The sequence below is a fragment of the Kaistella yananensis genome (assembly GCF_026107505.2).
Lineage (GTDB): Bacteria > Bacteroidota > Bacteroidia > Flavobacteriales > Weeksellaceae > Kaistella > Kaistella yananensis.
The window spans coordinates 837,008-855,833 of the sequence record NZ_JAPCHZ010000001.1; the positions used below are offsets into that span (position 1 = coordinate 837,008).

Here is an 18,826-nt window from a genome sequence, read left to right on the forward strand (position 1 = left end):
GCGTATGAATTTTAAAAACAATCTTCTTTACGGACTCGGCTTATCAATGTTGGTGTTGCTGCTAAGCTCCACGGCCTCTTTTATCAGCATAAAAAACCTGATCGAGAGTTCAAAAATGGTAAAAGAAAGTAACGAGACCATAAAAAACCTGAATAACGTTTTTTCTCTTTTGAAAGATGCGGAAACCGGCCAGCGCGGGTATCTTCTTTCCGGCGACGAAGCTTTTCTTACTCCTTATAATAACGGCAAGGCTAAAATTGCGCAGGCGCTTGCGGAACTGAGCAGCGAGATTACCCCATCCCCGGTACAGACTCAAAATCTGGAAAATTTAAAAGCAAATATCGAATCACGGATTATGATCCTGGACAAAAACCTGGAACTTAACAGGATACGTGATATGGAAGTAACAACGGAACAACTGCTATCGGGAAAAAAATACATGGATGCCATCCGCGCTACGGTAGGTGCCATGCAGACTGAAGAAGAAAGGCTTCTGCAGGAACGTACCGATACCATGAATACATTTGCTGCGTACACCCCTTTCCTCATCATTGCTTCCGCACTGCTCGCCATTCTCATTACGCTGGTATTCTTCCGTAAAGTGCTTCAGGATTTCAATGAGAAAAACAAACTGACCAACGAACTCGAAGAAAAAAATAAAGAGACCGTAAACCGTCTGATCGCAATCGAGAAAGTAACCGCACAGATCTCGAACGGTGATTACGATATTCTTTCAGACGACAACGCGCAGCAAAGCCTGGGGAACGTGGCCGACCCGCTAAACCGTATGGCCAAATCGCTTCAGACCTCCTTCAACTCACTGGAGGAAAAAGAATGGCTGAGCACCTCGGTAGCCCAACTGAATGACCGCATGATGGGCGAAAAAACCATCAGTGTGCTTGCCGCAGATATTTTAAACCACATTACTGATAAAACCAACAGCCACGTGGCAGCCCTCTACGTGCAGCAGGAAGACAACCGCCTTCATCTCGAAGGAAGCTATGCCCTCGCCGAGCGGGACACCAGAAGAACTCTGCAGATCGGCGAAGGAATTGCCGGACAGGCATTCCAGTCCAGACAGCAGCTTGTTGTTGAAGATATCCCGGACCGCGAAACCACCATCAGTTTTGCGACCGGAAATACCAGACCCCGCAACATTGTGGCCGTACCGATTACAAGATATAACATTCCTTTAGGTGTACTGGAACTGGGCAGCACCCAGGAATATACTCCGCTGCAGCTCGAATTTCTTTCCTCTGTTGCCGGAAATATCGGTCTTGCATTCTACAGCGCGCAGAGCCGTGTAAAACTTCAGGAACTTTTGGAAGAAACCCAGGCACAGTCCGAGGAACTGCAGTCCCAGCACTCAGAACTCGAAAACATAAATGCAGAACTCGAGGCCCAGTCGCAGAAACTTCTGGCTTCGGAGGAAGAACTGCGCGTGCAGCAGGAAGAACTCCTGCAGAGCAACCAGGAGCTTGAAGAACGTACAAGCCTCCTCGAAGAAAAGAACGCGCTGATCGAAGAACGGAATATAGACATTCAGCAGAAATCCAGAGAGCTGGAACAGAGCACCAAATACAAATCGGAATTCCTCGCCAACATGTCGCACGAACTCCGCACCCCGCTGAACTCCATTTTACTGCTTTCGAAACTGATGTCTGAAAGTGAAGATCTGGATGAGCAATATGTAGAATATGCAGAAGTGATGCAGAGCTCCGGTCAGGGATTGCTTACGCTGATTGATGAAATTCTGGATCTTTCCAAAATTGAATCAGGGAAAATGACCTTAGAGTTCAATGATGTCCCTTTAAAAGAAATTACGGGAGATATGCGGATGCTTTTCAGCCCGCTCGCGAAAGATAAAAATCTGGAACTTAAGATTGAGACCGATGCCGAAGCAGTGCAAATGCTGCGTACCGATAAACTCCGACTGGAGCAGATCCTTAAAAACCTGCTTTCCAACGCGATTAAATTCACTTCTGAAGGAAGCATCACGCTGAAGGTTTCAGCGGATCCATCGAAGGAGAAAGTCATCTTTAAAGTCATCGACACCGGAATTGGCATTGCTAAAGATAAGATGAGGCTTGTTTTTGAGGCTTTCCAGCAGGCCGACGGATCAACACAGCGTAAATATGGCGGTACCGGACTGGGACTCTCCATCAGCCGCGAACTGGCAAGGCTTCTTGGCGGAGAAATTACCCTGGAGAGTACCGAAGGAAAAGGAAGTGAATTTGCGCTTATTGTTCCTCTAGATTCAGAAAAAGTTCAGGAGTTACAACCGGAAGTTCCACAGGAACCCGCAGTGTACATCCCGGAAACGAAACCACAGCCGGAACGCTATATCTCCAGCAGGATTCCTGAATCTGTTAACGATGACCGCGAAAATATTCAGGATGGTGATAAGGTTATTCTCATAATTGAAGACGATACGGCTTTTGCCAAAATCCTGGTAGATTTTTCGCGTAAAAGAGACTATAAAGTACTCGTGGCAGTGCGCGGCGACGAAGGGATTGAAATGGCCCAGCATTTTAAACCGCTCGCCATACTTCTCGATATTCAGTTGCCAATAATGGATGGCTGGCAAGTCATGGAAGCCCTGAAATCAAATCCTGAAACCAAACCTATTCCGGTGCATATTATGTCTTCAATGAAGTTCCGCCAAGAAAGTTTACTCCGTGGCGCGGTAGATTTCATCAATAAACCGTTTGCCCTGGAACAGATGCAGGAAATCTTCAAAAAACTTGAAAACGTACTGACCAAGGGCCCGAAAAAAGTGCTGATTGTAGAAGAAAACGAGCAACATGCCAAAGCGCTCAGCTACTTTTTAAGTGCCAATAACATCAATACCGATATCGCCAATAATGTTTCGGACAGTATCGACGCGCTTCAGAACCGTGAAATCGACTGTGTGATCCTCGATATGGGCGTACCGGATAAAACTGCTTACGAAACCCTGGAAACCATAAAACAGAACAAAGGTCTGGAACAGCTTCCAATCATTGTATTCACCGGAAAAAACCTTTCACAGGGAGAGGAAAAAAGGATTAAAAAATATGCAGATTCCATTGTGGTTAAAACCGCATATTCTTATCAGCGTATTTTAGATGAAGCCGGTCTGTTCCTACATTTGGTGGAAGAAAAAACGAAAAAGAACAAACAAAATAGCGGCGGCTTCGAAAATTTGGGAGAACTTCGCAATATTCTGAAAGACAAAACCGTACTGATTGCAGATGATGATGTAAGGAATATCTTTTCGCTCACCAAAGCCCTGGAACTTCACGGTATGAAAGTGATTCCTGCGATGGATGGGAAAGAAGCACTGAATACACTGAAGAAAGACCCATCCATCGATGTGGTGCTGATGGACATGATGATGCCTGAAATGGACGGCTACGAAAGCATCCGCGAAATCCGCACCATGCCTGAGTTTAAAAACCTGCCGGTGTTGGCGGTAACCTCAAAAGCAATGATGGGCGACCGTGAGAAATGCATCGCCGTAGGTGCATCAGATTATATTTCGAAACCTGTAGATATCGATCAGCTGATTTCCCTTCTCCGGGTTTGGCTTTACGATAAAATTTAAAAATTCCTTATTATAATGAATACCGAAAAGGAAATCCTTATCATCGACGACGACAGCCGAAATATCTTCGCGCTCACCGCAGTACTCAAAGCTAAAAAATACCATTGTCTTTCCGCGTTAAGTGCAGTGAAGGGACTGGAACTACTGGAGGAAAACAAAAATATCGGGGCTGTACTCATGGACATGATGATGCCTGAAATGGACGGTTATGAAGCCATCGGCAAAATGAAAAACGATACCGCCCTGAAGAACATACCTGTAATCGCCATTACCGCACAGGCCATGACCGGTGACCGCGAGAAATGCCTGGAGGCAGGTGCCGACGGCTATATCAGCAAACCCGTAAATGTAGAAGAACTGCTTGTACTACTGAATAAACTAATTGACTGAAGTGTTGAAATCAACAGAACATAGCGATGAACTCATAGAAATTCTGCTTTCGGATGTGCTGGAAGTGTATGGCTACGATTTTACAGGCTATTCCAGAGCTTCCCTAAAACGCAGAATTCTGAGGCTTTATGAAATGGATAAATTCGTGAGTTTTGCCGAATACCGGTACAAAATAAGGACCGAGCCCGGCTATTTCAAACGTTTTCTTGAGGAAATCACGATTAATGTAACGGAAATGTTCCGCGATCCGGCTTTTTATAAAACCTTGAGAAACGAAATTTTACCCCGACTCGGCACCTATCCGTTTATCCGAATTTGGGTCGCAGGCTGCAGTACCGGAGAAGAAGCGTATTCGGTAGCGATTTTCTTAAAAGAACTCAATCTGCTGCACAAATCCCTGATTTACGCCACCGACATTAACAGCGAGGTTGTAGCCAATGCTAACCAGGCGATGATTCCGCTCAATAAAATAAAACTCTACACCGAAAATTACATCGCAGCAGGCGGAAGCGAACACTTCATTGATTATTATACCGCAAATTATTCTTTGGGGAAACTTAAAGATGAACTGAAATCAAAGATTATTTTTTCGACCCATAACCTCGTGACCGATAATTCCTTCAATGAGTTTCAGCTGATCCTCTGCAGAAATGTCCTCATCTATTTCGACCGGCCCCTGCAGAATAAAGTTTTCGAACTCTTTAATAACAGTCTGGAAAAATTCGGTTACCTGGCTTTAGGCACCAAGGAAACACTGGACTTCTCCAGCGTTGCCAAAAACTTTGAACGGTTGAAAGGTGAAAAAATCTGGCGCAAAATCCATGAATTATGAAACACTGTGAAGCATTGCTTATTGGCGGATCAGCCGGCAGCCTGGAGGTCATCCTGAAATTGCTTCCGGGACTGAACCCTGCACTTCGTTTTCCCATAATTCTGGTGTTGCACCGCAAACCCGGAAAAGACGATATTTTAACCAATCTGCTGGCTGCAAAAACCGAAATGAAGGTGAAAGAAGTGGAAGAAAAAGAAGTGATGCTGCCCGCAACGCTTTACATTGCGCCACCCAATTACCATCTGCTCATTGAAAATGACCACACTTTTTCTCTGGATGCCTCGGAAAAAGTAAACTTTTCACGGCCCTCGATTGATGTCACGTTCGAAAGTGCTGCGGAAGTATTTAAAGAAAACCTTGTTTGTCTTTTGCTTTCGGGAGCTAACAGTGATGGAACCGCAGGACTGAAAATTGTGAAGGAATTTGGAGGCATGGCCCTTGTGCAGGACCCGGCGACAGCGGTGGTAAGCTTTATGCCCGAAGCTGCACTGGCCAATGTGGACGTAGATGTCGTGCTGAAATCCAACGAAATGTCGGAATATATTAATAACTTACCTTAATCACTGAATATCCTATGAATAAAAAAGTATTTATTTTTGATGACAATATTGAAATTCTGGAGCTTTGCACAGAAATTCTCGAAGATCTTGGCCTGGAAGTGAAAACTTCGCCCACCACCAACAGTGTAGAAGAACAGATCAGCAGTTATATGCCCGACCTTATTTTCATGGACAATTGGCTGCCGGATATCAGCGGGATTGAAGCCACAAAGTTGATCAAAGCCAACGAAACGCTGAAACACATTCCCGTGATCTATTTTTCAGCGAACAGCAACATCAGCGCACTGGCCAGTGAAGCCGGTGCAGACGAATTTCTTGCCAAGCCTTTCGATATCGATCTCTTCGAAAAAACAGTGAAGAAATATACCGGAGATTAAGTTGAGATTGAAATGAAGATGTAGTTTTCAATTTTAACTTTCACAAATAATCGTCATTTCGAATATCTATGCAAGCGAAGAATTTATGGAACAAAATTTCCATAACTTTTCCGGATCAAATGTAAGATTATAATGATGAAAAAAGAACCCAATTCCTTAAACGGTTTTATATTTAAAAAACATACGCCGGAAGAAATCTCTCACTTCGACCGGGTTTTTGATGTCTTCAAAGATCTTCTCACCCACACTTCCGGCGATATTGAAGAAGCTTTTGAATGGCTCGAAATGCTCGATAAGGAATATGACATCTTTACCAATGAATATACGCTGGCCGATTTCGAAGAAGACCTGAAAAAACGTGGCTATATCAAAGAAGAAAAAGAACCTGAAGAAGGAAACACCGGAACAGGAAAGGGCAAAAACGTTTTAACACCCAAGCTTGAAAAGGCTTTGCGCGAATTTGCCCTCGATCAGATTTTCGGAAAACTGAAAAAAACCGGCATCGGTAATCACCGCACGTCAAAAGTAGGCGTCGGTGACGAACGCGACGGGGAAACCCGGAACTTTCAGTACGGCGACGATCTGAACACGGTAAACATGACCGAAAGCCTTAAAAATGCCCAGATCAACAATGGCATCGCCGACCTCAGGCTTACTGAAGATGATTTGGTGGTAGAGGAAACCCGTCACAAAGCCCAGATGAGTACTGTACTCATGATCGACATCAGCCATTCGATGATTCTCTACGGTGAAGACCGCATCACACCAGCCAAAAAAGTAGCCATGGCATTGGTAGAACTCATCAAACGTAAATACCCAAAAGATTCGATTGATATCATAGTGTTTGGCAACGAAGCCTGGCCGATAAAAATAAAAGACCTTCCTTATTTAAACGTCGGCCCGTACCACACAAATACCGTTGCCGGACTTGAGCTGGCGATGGATATTCTGCGAAGAAAACGAAATACAAACAAACAGATCTTCATGATTACCGACGGCAAACCGAGCTGCATTAAACTGCCCAACGATGAACTCTACACCAACAGTTTTGGTCTCGATGAGATGATTGTTTCCCAATGTCTGACTAAAGCAGCACAGGCCAGAAGACTGAAAATACCCATTACCACCTTTATGATCGCCCAGGATCCTTACCTCCGGAAATTTGTGGAGGCGTTTACCGCACAAAATAAAGGAAAAGCATTTCTTACCGGACTTTCTAATTTGGGAGAAATGATTTTTGAGGATTACGAAAGAAACAGAATCAGAAGACTTTGAGAGGAGGGATGCTGGATGCTGGATGACCGAAGTTCAGAAACATAAAAATTAGAAAGCGCTCATTACAATAATTATTACTTAACCGAAATGAAAAACGATATTACATTTAAAGAATTAAAAAATTCCGGCTATACCCATAAAACCATCAGTCAGGAAATTCAGGCAAACCTTATCGCGAAGATCAAAGCCAAAGAACCTGTATTTGAAGGGCTTTGGGGTTATGAAGACACCGTAATTCCGCAATTGAAGAAAGCCCTGCTCGCAGGTCACCACATTAATTTGCTTGGGTTGCGCGGGCAGGCTAAAACCCGTATTGCCAGAAGCATGGTGAGCCTTCTGGACGAATATATGCCGATTGTAAAAGGCTCTGAAATTAATGACAGTCCGTTTCAGCCTATCTCAAAAATGGCCCGCGATCTTATTGCCGAAATGGGCGATGAGACTCCTGTTTCCTGGGTTCACCGCAGCGACCGCTTCTTCGAAAAACTCGCCACACCGGATGTAAACGTGGCAGATTTGATTGGTGATATCGATCCGATTAAGGCTGCGACGCTAAAATTACCTTATTCTGATGAACGGGTGCTGCATTACGGCATGATTCCAAGGGCGAACCGCTGCATCTTTGTTTTGAATGAATTACCAGATCTGCAGGCAAGAATTCAGGTTTCCCTTTTCAACATTCTACAGGAAGGTGATGTACAGATTCGCGGTTTCCAGCTCAGGATGCCGCTGGACATACAGTTTCTGTTTACAGCCAATCCCGAAGATTACACAAACCGAGGCAGTATTGTAACTCCACTGAAAGACAGAATTGGTTCCCAGATTTTCACGCATTACCCGAAAACCATCGCGCTGGCGCGGCAGATTACCGAGCAGGAAGCTCTGGTTTCCGCCGAAGATAAAGCACAGATTATGGTGCCCGGGTTGGCAAAAGACCTTTTGGAAGAAGTCGCCTTCGCAGCTCGTGAAAGCGAATATGTGGATGCGAAAAGTGGCGTAAGTGCACGGCTCACAATTTCTGCGATGGAAAATCTTATGGCTGCCGCAAAACTCCGGCTCATTGAATCGGACGTCGAGAGAACCACTGTAAGACTTCTGGATTTCATGTCTATCATTCCTTCGATCACCGGAAAAATTGAACTGGTTTACGAAGGCGAACAGGAAGGCGCCGACCACGTCGCGAAACTGCTGATCGATCAGGCGGTGATGGTTCAGTTTGAACAGCTTTTCCCGCGCATCCCGAAACTGGAAAAAGAAGGCTTTAAAACTCCGTACACGGATTTGATTCAGTGGTTCAACCAAAATACAGTAGAACTGAATTACACCGATACTGATGAAGAGTTTTATAACAAACTTGAAAGCATAAAACCACTAACTGAATTTGTTAAGGAGTACGCCGATCAACTTGGCCACGAGGACCAAAACTTCAGTAAAGAACTCGTGCTATGGGCGCTTACCATTAGTAAGAAACTTGACAGGTTGGAAAATCATCATAATTTTACTTTTGATTCGGCGGGAATTGGGAAATATTATAAAAATTAATTGATAACAACTGAAGAACGTGATCAGGGATTTTCGCAAAGATAATCCCTGATTTTATTTTTAGGAATTAAATCCAGCAATTTTTTAACATCGATAATGCGGTGCTCGTCAATAATGCTTTCTACCGCTTTTGCGGCATCGGGATAATGAATAAGTCGATCCAAAAGCCCGTACACATTCACCATCTTTTTGTGCGTATTTTCCGCATCGCCGCCAAACCATGAACCGTTGAAGTGGTGACTCACATAATTCTTGGGTAAATCCTGAGAGAAATACACGGAGGGATAAAGAGTAACACCGTGTTTCAATTTTTGTATGGTATCACTGTACCGGTCAGCGCCGTATTCCTTCTCGAGCATTTCAGAAAAGATATCGGTATTAATTCTCTCAAAAAAACCATCCTGGCGGTTGTACCAATCCATAAAATCCTTAGACAGTTGATGCTTTGGCTCGGCCATCCAAAATGCTGAATACGGAACGCCTTTCACCTCGAAACCGCATACTGCCTTTTCGTTCAGAAATTCATCGAGCGGGAGTTTCAGTTCCATATCGGTGTCCATATAAATTCCGCCGTGTTCATACATGACTTTGGAACGCACATAATCGGAAACAAAGGCCCATTTGCCCTGCGCATAGGCTTCTTTCACATAATTATTGTCCTGAAGCGGGGAATTGCTTTCGTTCCATTCAATAATTTCAAAATCGGGATGAATGTGTTTCCAGGAAGCAAGACAATGCTCGGCTAGTTCGCTTTTTGGCTGTCCGCCAAACCAGCAGTAGTGGATTTTTTTTGGAATCATAGAGATTTTGAATTTTAGTTTATAAATTTTAGATTCATCTTACTTAAGAGTTTCAGCAAAGACTACACCTAAATTTTATGAAGATGGAAATGAACAGTGGTTACGAATTAAACACTACATTTATTCATTGAAAAAATCAACATCATGACACACGTGATTACCGTCTTTTTAGCTTTTTTTTATCTCACCATGAATGCACAGCCAACCGATTCCCGCTACCAGCCAAAGAAATATGTCGAACTCACGAACCCAGACTGGGTGAAAAATGCTACAGTCTATGAACTGAATATCCGTCAGTTTTCACCCGAAGGAAGCTTTAATGCAGTGGAAAAACAACTGCCACGGCTTAAAAAAATGGGTATTGACATTATCTGGCTGATGCCGGTACAGCCGATTGGCATCGTGAACAGAAAGGGAAGTCTGGGCAGTTACTATTCGGTAAAGGATTACCTGAAAGTGAATCCCGAATTTGGAACTGAAGCTGATTTCAGAAACCTTGTAAAGGAAATCCATGCCCAGGGAATGTACGTGATCCTGGATTGGGTGGCGAACCACAGCAGTTGGGATAACGCGCTGGCAACCGAACATCCCGAATGGTACAGCCGGGGAAGAAACCGAAAATTTCAGTCCACACCATGGCGCGATTACGATGACATCATAGACTTCGATTACAGCCAGCCGGGTTTAAGAAAATACATGACCGACGCCCTGAAATTCTGGGTAAAAGAATATGATATCGATGGCTACCGATGCGATGTGGCGAGTTTTGTTCCCATTGATTTCTGGGAAAACGCCCGTGCAGAACTCGAAACCATAAAACCGGTATTTATGCTGGCGGAAGCAGAAGACAAGGAACTTCACCGCAAAGCTTTCGATGCCACCTACAACTGGACGCTCTGGAATATCCTGCACCAGATCGCCATTAACAACAAAAGTGTAAAAACGCTGGGTGAAGCATATATTGCAGAACATGTTTCCATTTTCCCGAAGGAGGGAATTAGAATGAATTTCATTGACAATCACGACAAAAATTCGTGGGAGGGGAACCAGTACAGCAATTTCGGGCCCGCGCTGAAAGCTGCAATTGTGTTCACTGCGCTCATGGACGGGATGCCGCTCGTGTACAGCGGTCAGGAAGCGGGTCTGGACCGCTCTCTGAAGTTTTTCGACCGCGACCCTATAGAGTGGAAAAAACACGAAAACGAAGTGCTCTACACTACCCTTTTTAACCTGAAGCATCAAAATCAGGCGCTCTGGAACGGAATGCATGGCGGCGAAATGGTGAGAATTATGAACGATAAAATGGATCAGGTTATTTCTTTTGTGCGGGAGAAAAATGGCAACAAAGTTCTGGCTTTCTTTAATCTAAGCAAAGATCCGGTGAAGGTGAACTTCGATACCCATTTTGATACGGGAATGTACACCAATCTTTTCACCGGAAAACCGCAGGAAGTGAAAGCCCAAACTATTTTTTCACTTAAGCCCTGGGAATATGTAGTGCTGCATCACACGCAATAAGACGGTTTCTTATCTGTTATGAAATTTAAATTTTCAGGAAAAATAAGATAAGTTTCTTAGGTCGCCTGTCGATTTCGTAGCTTAGCCGATTCAAATTTTACGTAAGCATTATGTCCACAGAAAAAAATACCGGTGAAAAAACCAGACTTCATATCCGCAACAAAAACCGCGACCTCTATGATGTGCAAGCGCTGAAGACTGCCGTTCCCGAACTTTCAAAACACATCAAACCCAATAAATACGGAAATGATTCCGTTGATTTTGCCAATCCCGAAGCAGTAAAGCTGCTGAATAAAGCCCTGCTGAACCATTACTACGGCATTAAAAACTGGGATTTCCCTTCAGAAAATCTTTGTCCACCCATTCCGGGCAGAGCAGATTACCTGCATTATATGGCAGATTTACTGAGCCAAAGCAATTTTGGGAGGATTCCGTCCGGAGAGAAAATTACGGCGCTGGATGTGGGCGTGGGTGCCAGCTGCATTTACCCGCTCATTGGAGTCACTGAATACGGGTGGAGCTTCATCGGTTCCGATATCGACCCAAAATCGGTAGAAGCGGCAAAAAATATTGCAGCCTCGAACGAGTCATTAAAAGAGCATATCGAAATCCGCCTTCAGGAAAATCCAGAACTGTTTTTCGAGGGCGTGCTCAAGGCTGATGAAAAAATTGATTTCACAATGTGCAATCCACCTTTTCATTCTTCTGCCGACGAAGCTGAAAAAGGAACCCAAAGAAAGGTTCGGAATCTTACCGGCAAAAAGACTGCAGCGGCTGAACTCAATTTTGCGGGCATCAGCAACGAACTGATTTATCCCGGTGGCGAGATTGCCTTTATCCGCAACATGATCGCAGAAAGCAAGGATTTTAGCAAAAACTGCTATTGGTTTTCGACTTTGGTTTCGAAGGAATCGAACCTGAAAAAAATTTATAAACTTCTGGAAGAAGCCGATATTTTCCACCTGAAAACAATTCCATTAGGCACAGGCAACAAATCCAGCCGCATCATTGCATGGACGTTCCTGAACAAAAAGGAACAGCAGGACTGGCGCGAGAAGCGTTGGGCAGATGCAAAAGAAGAGAACCAGTAAAGTTCAGTTCAAAAAAAAACCTCTTTTAAATGATTTAAAAGAGGTTTTTTTATCTGTAAATTAATCTACCATGGCCTCGCCGGCTTTTCTGTAGACAAAATTTCCGTAGATATGTCTTCTTGCAAAACGGCTTGGCGAATCAGCGTTCACCATTTTGATATAAGTATTTCTTGGAACGCCAATGTATTCGAACATTTTACCGTTCAAATGCTGAATTTTCAGAATCTGTTTTTCGTACTCAAAATCCTGAATGTTTGATTTGGAAGTGGTTTCGGTATATTCCTCTCTATATTTTTCCTGTGTTTCCGGGTTGATGCTCACGAGAAAGTGGTATGCTTCAATCACCGATTTGCTTTTCTCTTCAGCCTCGAGTTTTCCTGCTTCATCATTCACAAATTTATCAGGATGCGCGTCTTTCATCGTGTTTCTGTAAATGGTTTTTAACTCTTTTAAAGTCGCGGTTTTGTCAACGCCAAGCAGTTTTCGGTGTTCGCCAATTCTTTTCATATCTGAATTTTTATCAATTTATAATTAACAAGAATGGCTACCGGAATGCTTTACATTTAACGACAGGTTCTTATCTGAATTTCGGGGTGCAAAATTAGGCTTTTAAAATTTAATGAAAAACTTAGGAAACTGATAGTGTGGAATAAGATTAAAAATCTTCCGCGAGCAAAATATTATCTTTGCTGAAATTTCTGAACAGATGTCGAATCCATGCTTTAAAAAACACCGGTCATAATGGAACATCCAACACAATGCTGGACGGTTTGTACAGAATGCGCCGGGCAAGGCAAAAAAAAGCAGCGCATCCGAAAAAGTGTAAGAATCCGGTACGAAAAAGCCCTGGAAGAATATGAAAAATCCGATGGAGCAATTCCCGAGCCTGTGCGTCCGCACGCCCATCTTTATCCCTGTGCTACCTGTTCCGGAACGGGACTGATTCCTGCGGAAGATTTTCCAGTTCCCAATCATGAAAAATTTCCTCATGTTGCGATCATTGGCGGCGGAATTGGCGGAACTGCGCTTGCGGTTGCGTGTCTGCACCGCGGTATCCCTTTTACGCTTTATGAACGTGACCAGAGTTTCGGTGCGCGGTCTCAGGGATATGGACTTACGCTTCAACAGGCCAGCAAGGCAATTCAAGGATTCGGAATACAGAAACTGGAAAAAGGTGTGATATCTACACGACATTTGGTCCATACGCCGGAGGGAAAAACAGTCGGCGAATGGGGAATGCGAAAATGGCTGGAAGGCAGCAACAAACCGTCTGCCAGGAAAACCAATGTACATATTGCCAGACAGGCGCTGCGTTCATCATTGATGGAGCAGCTTGGCAACACAAATTTCATTAAATGGGGCTACCAGCTGACCGGTTTTGAGGAAAATAAAGAGAACGGCATGAACCTCAGTTTTCTCGTCAATGGCGAAATGGTTGTGGAAAAAGCTGATCTCATTGTAGGGTCCGACGGAATCCGGAGCACTGTCCGGAGTCTTTTGATTGGAGATAAGATTTCTCCGCTGCGCTATCTGGACTGCATTGTTATTCTGGGCATCTGTCCGCTGAGTTCGATTGGCCTCCCCCACCATTCTTTACTGGATTCCGCGACGGTATTTCAAACCGCCAACGGAAATGAAAGAATTTACATCATGCCTTATGATGCCGAATCGGTCATGTGGCAGCTGAGTTTTCCCATGCCTGAAGATGAAGCCAGAATCCTAAGTGCAAAAGGTGCCAGAGCTCTTAAAGAAGAAGCCATCCGCAGAACACCCTGGCACAGTCCGGTTCCGGAAATTTTAGCAGCTACTGAAGAGAGATTCATTTCCGGCTATCCCGTTTACGACCGGGATTTACTGAGTTCAGAATCATTGGTGCATGCAGGATCTGTTACTTTAATTGGTGATGCCGCGCATCCGATGAGTCCGTTTAAAGGTCAGGGTGCCAACCAGGCACTTCTGGATGCTCTGTCGCTGGCGCGTGAAATCTATAAAAAATGCAGTACCGGAATCAACTGGCGGGAAAATGGGCTTCGGGAATATTTATTGAATCCCTTTGAAGCTGAAATGTTGGAACGCAGTGCGGTAAAAGTCAAAGATTCAGCTGCAGCGGCTGAGTTTCTGCACTCCGAAATTGCGCTGTACGAAGGCGACGAACCGCGGGGAAAAGTCCTGAAACGAAAAGAGTGCTGAATTTTCCACAGATTTGCAATCGGGCTGAAAACTTCCCATAAAATCCGGCCCTAAAATTTCCTTCAAAAATCCTATCTTTGCCTCTTAAAATTTTTAGAAGATGAATCCCTTTATTGAAGAACTGAAATGGCGCGGCCTGTATGCCGACATGATGCCCGGAACCGATGAACAACTGAATAAAGAAATGACTACGGCGTATATCGGCTTCGATCCTACGGCGGATTCTCTGCATATCGGAAGTCTGATTCCAATTAAAGTTCTGGCCCATTTTCAGCAGCACGGTCACAAACCTATCGCGTTGGTGGGTGGCGCCACGGGAATGATCGGCGATCCCTCCGGAAAATCTACTGAACGTAACGCGCTGGATGAAGAAACCCTGAACCATTATGTTTCATGTCTGAAAACGCAGCTTTCAAAATTCTTAAATTTTGATGGAACTGAAAGCAACAGCGCAGAACTTGTGAACAATTACGACTGGATGAAGGAATTCTCTTTCCTTCAGTTCATCCGTGATATCGGCAAAAACATCACTGTAAACTACATGATGGCCAAAGAATCGGTGAAGAAAAGAATCACTGGTGAAGGCGGCGCAGAAGGAATGAGTTTCACTGAATTTACCTATCAACTTTTACAGGGCTACGACTTCCTGCACCTGTATAAAGAGAAAAATGTAAAACTTCAGATGGGCGGTTCAGATCAGTGGGGAAATATCACCACCGGAACTGAACTGATCCGCAGAAAAGCAAAAGGTGAAGCATTTGCGCTGACTGTTCCTTTGATCACAAAAGCGGACGGATCCAAGTTTGGAAAATCTGAAAGTGGTGAAAATTACTGGCTCGATCCAAAAAGAACGTCGCCTTACAAGTTTTACCAGTTCTGGGTGAATTCCACCGACGCCGATGCTGAAAGATTCATTAAATTCTATACTTTTTTAAGCAAGGAAGAAATTGAAAATCTTATCGCAGAACATCAGACCGCACCGCACGAAAGAAAACTTCAGAAAAAACTGGCTGAAGAAGTGACAATTTGGGTTCACAACCGCGAAGAATATGAAAAAGCAGTGAAGGCTTCGGAAATTCTTTTCGGAAGATCCACGGCTGAAGATCTGGTGAATCTGGATGAAGCGACTTTCCTGGAGGTTTTTGAAGGCGTTCCGCAAAAGGAAATCGCCAAAAGTGAAGTGGTTGGCAGCAATGTGATCGATTTAATTTCTGAAAAATCAGGCTTTCTGAAGTCAAAAGGAGAAGCCAGAAGAGAATTGTCCGGCAACGCAATTTCCATCAACAAAGACAAAGTAAACGACACTTTCGAAGTTGCGGAAAAAGATTTAATCGACGGAAAGTTTCTGCTTTTGCAGAAAGGCAAGAAAAATTACTTTATCGTGAAAGCGTTATAAAACACAAATCCGGAAGAATCTTCCGGATTTTTTATTATTGATATAGCATTTATCTAAGGGTGCGCTGTTTTGCAGTGATTTGTTCTTTTTTAAATTCGTACCTTTACGCCTAAATTTTTTTTTTAATGGTTATTATCATCTTTATTGCAGTCCTTTGGTACTCAGGACTTTTTTTTCAGACTTTTTTCCTGCACCGGTATGCTGCGCACCAGTCTTTTAAAATGTCGCGCTTCGGCGAAAAACTTTGTTATGTTCTTACCTGGCTCACCCAGGGATCGAATTATCTCTCCGCGTACGGATATGGCGTAATGCACCGCATGCACCACGCGTATGCCGACACCGAAAAAGATCCGCACTCCCCGAAATATGACCACAACCTTTTCACGATGATGTGGCGCACGAAATCGATTTACCAGCAGATCAACCAGCAGAAGGTAAAAATAGAGGATAAATTCACGAAGAACGTTCCTCAGTGGGAAGGTTTTGATAGGTTTGCAAGCTCTTGGGGTTCCAGGCTTGCCTGGGCAGTTGCTTATACCGCATTTTTCTATTTCTTTGCAACGGCGTGGTGGCAGTGGATTCTGCTGCCGGTTGCGTACATGATGGCACCAATTCACGGCGTGATCATCAATTGGTTCGGACATATTTACGGCTACGTGAATTTTAAAGTTTCAGATACCTCTAAAAACCTGTTCCATTTCGACTGGCTGATGATGGGCGAAGGTTATCACAACAACCACCACAAACACGGCGGAAGAGCAAATTTCGGTGGGGTAAGATGGCACGAAATCGACGTGACTTATCTGATTATGGTTTTACTGGATAAAATGAAACTGATCAGATTAAAACCTGTTGCTGTGGTAAAAAGAGAAATCTAAAGCCCAGCTTTACAAATATTGAACCGGATTTTATATCCGGTTTTTTTTGTGTTAATCTGAAAATGACTGATGAAAAGAAAGGTCTTAAAATTCTGACTCTTTTATTTTCCTATTTTTTATAATTTAGTTTTGATGTAAAATATTATGGATTGAAAGTAAAAAATAATCTTAAAATCACAGTTCATGTATATAAAAGGGACGATGAGATTCGCAAATATTTACATACCATTTTTAAGACAGATTTTTACATGGGTTATATCTAAAATTTTGCCCGATACAAATGTAAAACAGGTGAATATATATTTAAAATTAATTAAAGTAAATTTTAGAACTTGATTATAAATAATTATTAATCAAATGTTAAAGCATCTTTTACTTAAAGTTTAACTTGATATGAAATATTTTCTATGATATTACAGAATATTATCTTATTCGGAAGAGAAAATCGTTCTTACAGCACCGATGGGATCACCTGTCAGAGCCAGATTTAGAGTCCGCTCCGCAGCCGCAGAATTTGGCGAGCGCAGATAGGCAGACGTGAAGCCAAAAGAAAACCAACCCTTGTTGCTCCTGAAAAAATAGAATATCTTTGTTCTATGGATTTATCTTATCTGGTTCGCGAACCACAAAATATTACACCCGAAACTCCACTTTTAATTTTACTTCACGGATACGGAAGCAATGAACAGGATTTATTTTCTTTTGTCCCTACCCTGCCGGAAGATTGGCTCGTGGTGAGTTTCCGTGCACCGCTTAATTCACAGTACGAAGGTTACTCGTGGTACGACATCGACCTTATGAATACCGAAAACCGAATTGATGTTCCGCAAGCCAAAGCATCGCTGGACGGACTGCTTCAGAACATCATGAAGATTACCAATCATTACGGACTTACCGAAAATGAAACCCACCTTTGTGGCTTCTCCCAGGGTGGCATTCTTGCTTACGCCTTAGCGCTGCAAAACCCACTGCTGTTTTCGAAGGTGGCATGCATGAGCGCCTATCCGGAAGAAAAACTGATGGAAGATATCATAAAAGACAAAAAGAAACTACAGCACCTTCGGTTTTTCATTTCCCACGGAACTGATGATGCAGTGATTCCATTGGAGTGGGGCCGTAAAGCGGCGGATCTCCTCTATGATTTAAGCTGTTATTTTACCTTCCGTGAATATATGAACGGGCACGGTGTGAACCAGAAAAATTATATGGATTTGATGGAATTCTTCAGAAAATAAACCATGAAATATTTTGTTTTCATCCTTCTGAATTTTGGAATTCTGAATGCGCAGGTAATACTTGTCGTTACCACACCGGAAAACACGCCGGAAGATGCCAGAATTTTCATGGTTTCTTCACTGAACGGATGGAATCCTCAGGACCCGGCATTCGAACTAAAGAAAAGCAAAAACGGAACCTATGAACTTGAAATACCTGAACAGGCCGGAACAGCTGAATATAAATTCACTTCAGGAAGGTGGGAAACCGCGGAAGGAAATACAGAAGGAAAAGGAATTGAAAACAGAACTTTTACATTTACGGGAATACCGCAAACACTTGAAAACACCATACTTTCATGGGCTGAACCTGAGCAGAAAAAGCATACCGCATCAAAAAACGTAAAAATCCTTAGTGAAAACTTCCCCGTTCCGCAACTCGGTACAACAAGGAAAATCTGGATCTATCTTCCTGAAGATTACGATGCCTCGAAGAAGAAATACCCTGTGATTTATATGCACGATGCGCAGAATTTATTCGACAACCTTACGTCTTTTTCAGGTGAATGGCAGGTAGATGAAACCATGGATGAGTTCTTCCTCGAAGGTAAAAAGCAGGCCATTATTGTAGGCATCGACAATGGCGGCAGCGAAAGACTGAATGAATATTCGCCCTGGAAAAATACAAAACACGGCGGCGGAAAAGGCGATCTGTACGCTGATTTTCTGGCACAAACCCTGAAACCTTATATCGATAAAAACTACAGAACGGCTTCTTCAGCAAAGAACACCGGATTAATCGGCTCTTCGATGGGCGGGTTGATTTCCTTCTACACAGGCCTGAAATATCCTGAAAAATTTGGGAAACTGGGCGTGTTCAGTCCGAGCTTCTGGTTTGCGAAGGAAGATTTGACTCTTTATTTAAATGAATATTCAAAATCTTTAAAAAAGACCAAAATCTATCTTCTGGCGGGCAGAAAAGAGTCAGATGAAATGGTCACCGACATTGAAAAAGCAGTTCAGTTACTGATGGGCAAAGGAATTTGCAGGAAAAACATCAAAACGAAATTTGATGATTACGGAACCCATTCTGAAAATTACTGGGCAAAAGAGTTTCCGGAATCTTACATTTGGCTATTCTCACTAAAATAAATACGCCATAAATTCCAAAACACTC

Annotated in this window: 16 protein-coding genes; 14 read left to right on the forward strand and 2 right to left on the reverse strand. The window is 43.3% G+C overall.

Annotation, left to right across the window (positions count from 1 at the left end; translation table 11 throughout):
• Positions 1-4: 4 nt before the first annotated feature.
• From OK344_RS03820 to OK344_RS03850, 7 genes are all read left to right on the forward strand, one after another.
• Positions 5-3,586: a response regulator gene (locus tag OK344_RS03820; protein WP_265143523.1), complete on the forward strand. Its 3,582-nt coding sequence runs from the start codon at positions 5-7 to the stop codon at positions 3,584-3,586.
• A 15-nt stretch (positions 3,587-3,601) separates the two neighbouring features.
• Positions 3,602-3,976 carry a response regulator gene (locus OK344_RS03825; protein ID WP_265143524.1) on the forward strand — a complete coding sequence of 125 codons (375 nt, stop codon included), beginning with the start codon at positions 3,602-3,604 and terminating at the stop codon, positions 3,974-3,976.
• Between the two features lies 1 nt (position 3,977).
• On the forward strand, positions 3,978-4,808 hold the full coding sequence (locus OK344_RS03830) for a CheR family methyltransferase (RefSeq protein ID WP_265143525.1): 831 nt from the start codon (positions 3,978-3,980) through the stop codon (positions 4,806-4,808).
• Positions 4,805-5,368: a chemotaxis protein CheB gene (locus tag OK344_RS03835; protein WP_265143526.1), complete on the forward strand. Its 564-nt coding sequence runs from the start codon at positions 4,805-4,807 to the stop codon at positions 5,366-5,368. Before OK344_RS03830 ends, OK344_RS03835 begins: the two co-directional genes overlap by 4 nt.
• 14 nt (positions 5,369-5,382) lie before the next feature.
• Positions 5,383-5,745 carry a response regulator gene (locus OK344_RS03840; RefSeq protein ID WP_265143527.1) on the forward strand — a complete coding sequence of 121 codons (363 nt, stop codon included), beginning with the start codon at positions 5,383-5,385 and terminating at the stop codon, positions 5,743-5,745.
• Positions 5,746-5,880: 135 nt separating this feature from the next.
• Positions 5,881-7,020, forward strand: a complete 1,140-nt coding sequence (locus OK344_RS03845; RefSeq protein WP_265143610.1) for a vWA domain-containing protein — start codon at positions 5,881-5,883, stop codon at positions 7,018-7,020.
• Positions 7,021-7,107: 87 nt separating this feature from the next.
• On the forward strand, positions 7,108-8,562 hold the full coding sequence (locus tag OK344_RS03850; RefSeq protein WP_265143528.1) for a sigma 54-interacting transcriptional regulator: 1,455 nt from the start codon (positions 7,108-7,110) through the stop codon (positions 8,560-8,562).
• 23 nt (positions 8,563-8,585) lie between these two features.
• On the opposite strand, the gene OK344_RS03855 is transcribed toward OK344_RS03850, so the two are convergent.
• Positions 8,586-9,389 (reverse strand): glycosyltransferase family 32 protein, encoded by an 804-nt coding sequence (locus OK344_RS03855; protein WP_306400429.1) that lies wholly within the window; start codon positions 9,387-9,389, stop codon positions 8,586-8,588.
• A gap of 117 nt (positions 9,390-9,506) precedes the next feature.
• Here OK344_RS03855 and OK344_RS03860 point away from each other — a divergent pair, with 117 nt between their 5' ends.
• Together OK344_RS03860 and rlmF are read left to right on the forward strand one after the other, a co-directional pair.
• Positions 9,507-10,880 (forward strand): alpha-amylase family glycosyl hydrolase, encoded by a 1,374-nt coding sequence (locus OK344_RS03860; RefSeq protein ID WP_265143529.1) that lies wholly within the window; start codon positions 9,507-9,509, stop codon positions 10,878-10,880.
• Positions 10,881-10,990: 110 nt separating this feature from the next.
• Entirely contained in the window at positions 10,991-11,971 is a 981-nt protein-coding gene (rlmF, locus tag OK344_RS03865; protein ID WP_265143530.1) for a 23S rRNA (adenine(1618)-N(6))-methyltransferase RlmF, read from the forward strand.
• Between the two features lie 60 nt (positions 11,972-12,031).
• On the opposite strand, the gene OK344_RS03870 is transcribed toward rlmF, so the two are convergent.
• Positions 12,032-12,478 (reverse strand): KTSC domain-containing protein, encoded by a 447-nt coding sequence (locus tag OK344_RS03870; protein WP_265143531.1) that lies wholly within the window; start codon positions 12,476-12,478, stop codon positions 12,032-12,034.
• A 234-nt stretch (positions 12,479-12,712) separates the two neighbouring features.
• On the opposite strand from OK344_RS03870, the gene OK344_RS03875 reads away from it, so the two are divergent.
• From OK344_RS03875 to OK344_RS03895, 5 genes are all read left to right on the forward strand, one after another.
• The gene (locus OK344_RS03875) at positions 12,713-14,161 is read left to right on the forward strand and encodes an FAD-dependent oxidoreductase (RefSeq protein WP_265143532.1); all 1,449 of its coding nucleotides are present in this window, start codon (positions 12,713-12,715) and stop codon (positions 14,159-14,161) included.
• A 100-nt stretch (positions 14,162-14,261) separates the two neighbouring features.
• Complete coding sequence (tyrS, locus tag OK344_RS03880; RefSeq protein ID WP_265143533.1) at positions 14,262-15,557, forward strand: tyrosine--tRNA ligase; 1,296 nt, start codon at positions 14,262-14,264, stop codon at positions 15,555-15,557.
• Between the two features lie 125 nt (positions 15,558-15,682).
• A complete protein-coding gene (locus OK344_RS03885; RefSeq protein WP_265143534.1) occupies positions 15,683-16,435 on the forward strand; it encodes an acyl-CoA desaturase in 753 nt (250 codons plus the stop codon).
• Positions 16,436-17,031: 596 nt separating this feature from the next.
• Complete coding sequence (locus OK344_RS03890) at positions 17,032-17,670, forward strand: alpha/beta hydrolase (protein ID WP_265143535.1); 639 nt, start codon at positions 17,032-17,034, stop codon at positions 17,668-17,670.
• Positions 17,671-17,673: 3 nt separating this feature from the next.
• Positions 17,674-18,801 (forward strand): alpha/beta hydrolase, encoded by a 1,128-nt coding sequence (locus tag OK344_RS03895; protein WP_265143536.1) that lies wholly within the window; start codon positions 17,674-17,676, stop codon positions 18,799-18,801.
• Positions 18,802-18,826: the final 25 nt, after the last annotated feature.

Coding starts and splice junctions, on each gene's coding strand:
- OK344_RS03820 (WP_265143523.1), top strand. CDS start 5: ATGAATTTTAAAAACAATCTTCTTTACGGACTCGGCTTATCAATGTTG.
- OK344_RS03825 (WP_265143524.1), top strand. CDS start 3,602: ATGAATACCGAAAAGGAAATCCTTATCATCGACGACGACAGCCGAAAT.
- OK344_RS03835 (WP_265143526.1), top strand. CDS start 4,805: ATGAAACACTGTGAAGCATTGCTTATTGGCGGATCAGCCGGCAGCCTG.
- OK344_RS03840 (WP_265143527.1), top strand. CDS start 5,383: ATGAATAAAAAAGTATTTATTTTTGATGACAATATTGAAATTCTGGAG.
- OK344_RS03845 (WP_265143610.1), top strand. CDS start 5,881: ATGAAAAAAGAACCCAATTCCTTAAACGGTTTTATATTTAAAAAACAT.
- OK344_RS03850 (WP_265143528.1), top strand. CDS start 7,108: ATGAAAAACGATATTACATTTAAAGAATTAAAAAATTCCGGCTATACC.
- OK344_RS03860 (WP_265143529.1), top strand. CDS start 9,507: ATGACACACGTGATTACCGTCTTTTTAGCTTTTTTTTATCTCACCATG.
- rlmF (WP_265143530.1), top strand. CDS start 10,991: ATGTCCACAGAAAAAAATACCGGTGAAAAAACCAGACTTCATATCCGC.
- OK344_RS03870 (WP_265143531.1), bottom strand. CDS start 12,478: ATGAAAAGAATTGGCGAACACCGAAAACTGCTTGGCGTTGACAAAACC.
- OK344_RS03875 (WP_265143532.1), top strand. CDS start 12,713: ATGGAACATCCAACACAATGCTGGACGGTTTGTACAGAATGCGCCGGG.
- tyrS (WP_265143533.1), top strand. CDS start 14,262: ATGAATCCCTTTATTGAAGAACTGAAATGGCGCGGCCTGTATGCCGAC.
- OK344_RS03885 (WP_265143534.1), top strand. CDS start 15,683: ATGGTTATTATCATCTTTATTGCAGTCCTTTGGTACTCAGGACTTTTT.
- OK344_RS03890 (WP_265143535.1), top strand. CDS start 17,032: ATGGATTTATCTTATCTGGTTCGCGAACCACAAAATATTACACCCGAA.
- OK344_RS03895 (WP_265143536.1), top strand. CDS start 17,674: ATGAAATATTTTGTTTTCATCCTTCTGAATTTTGGAATTCTGAATGCG.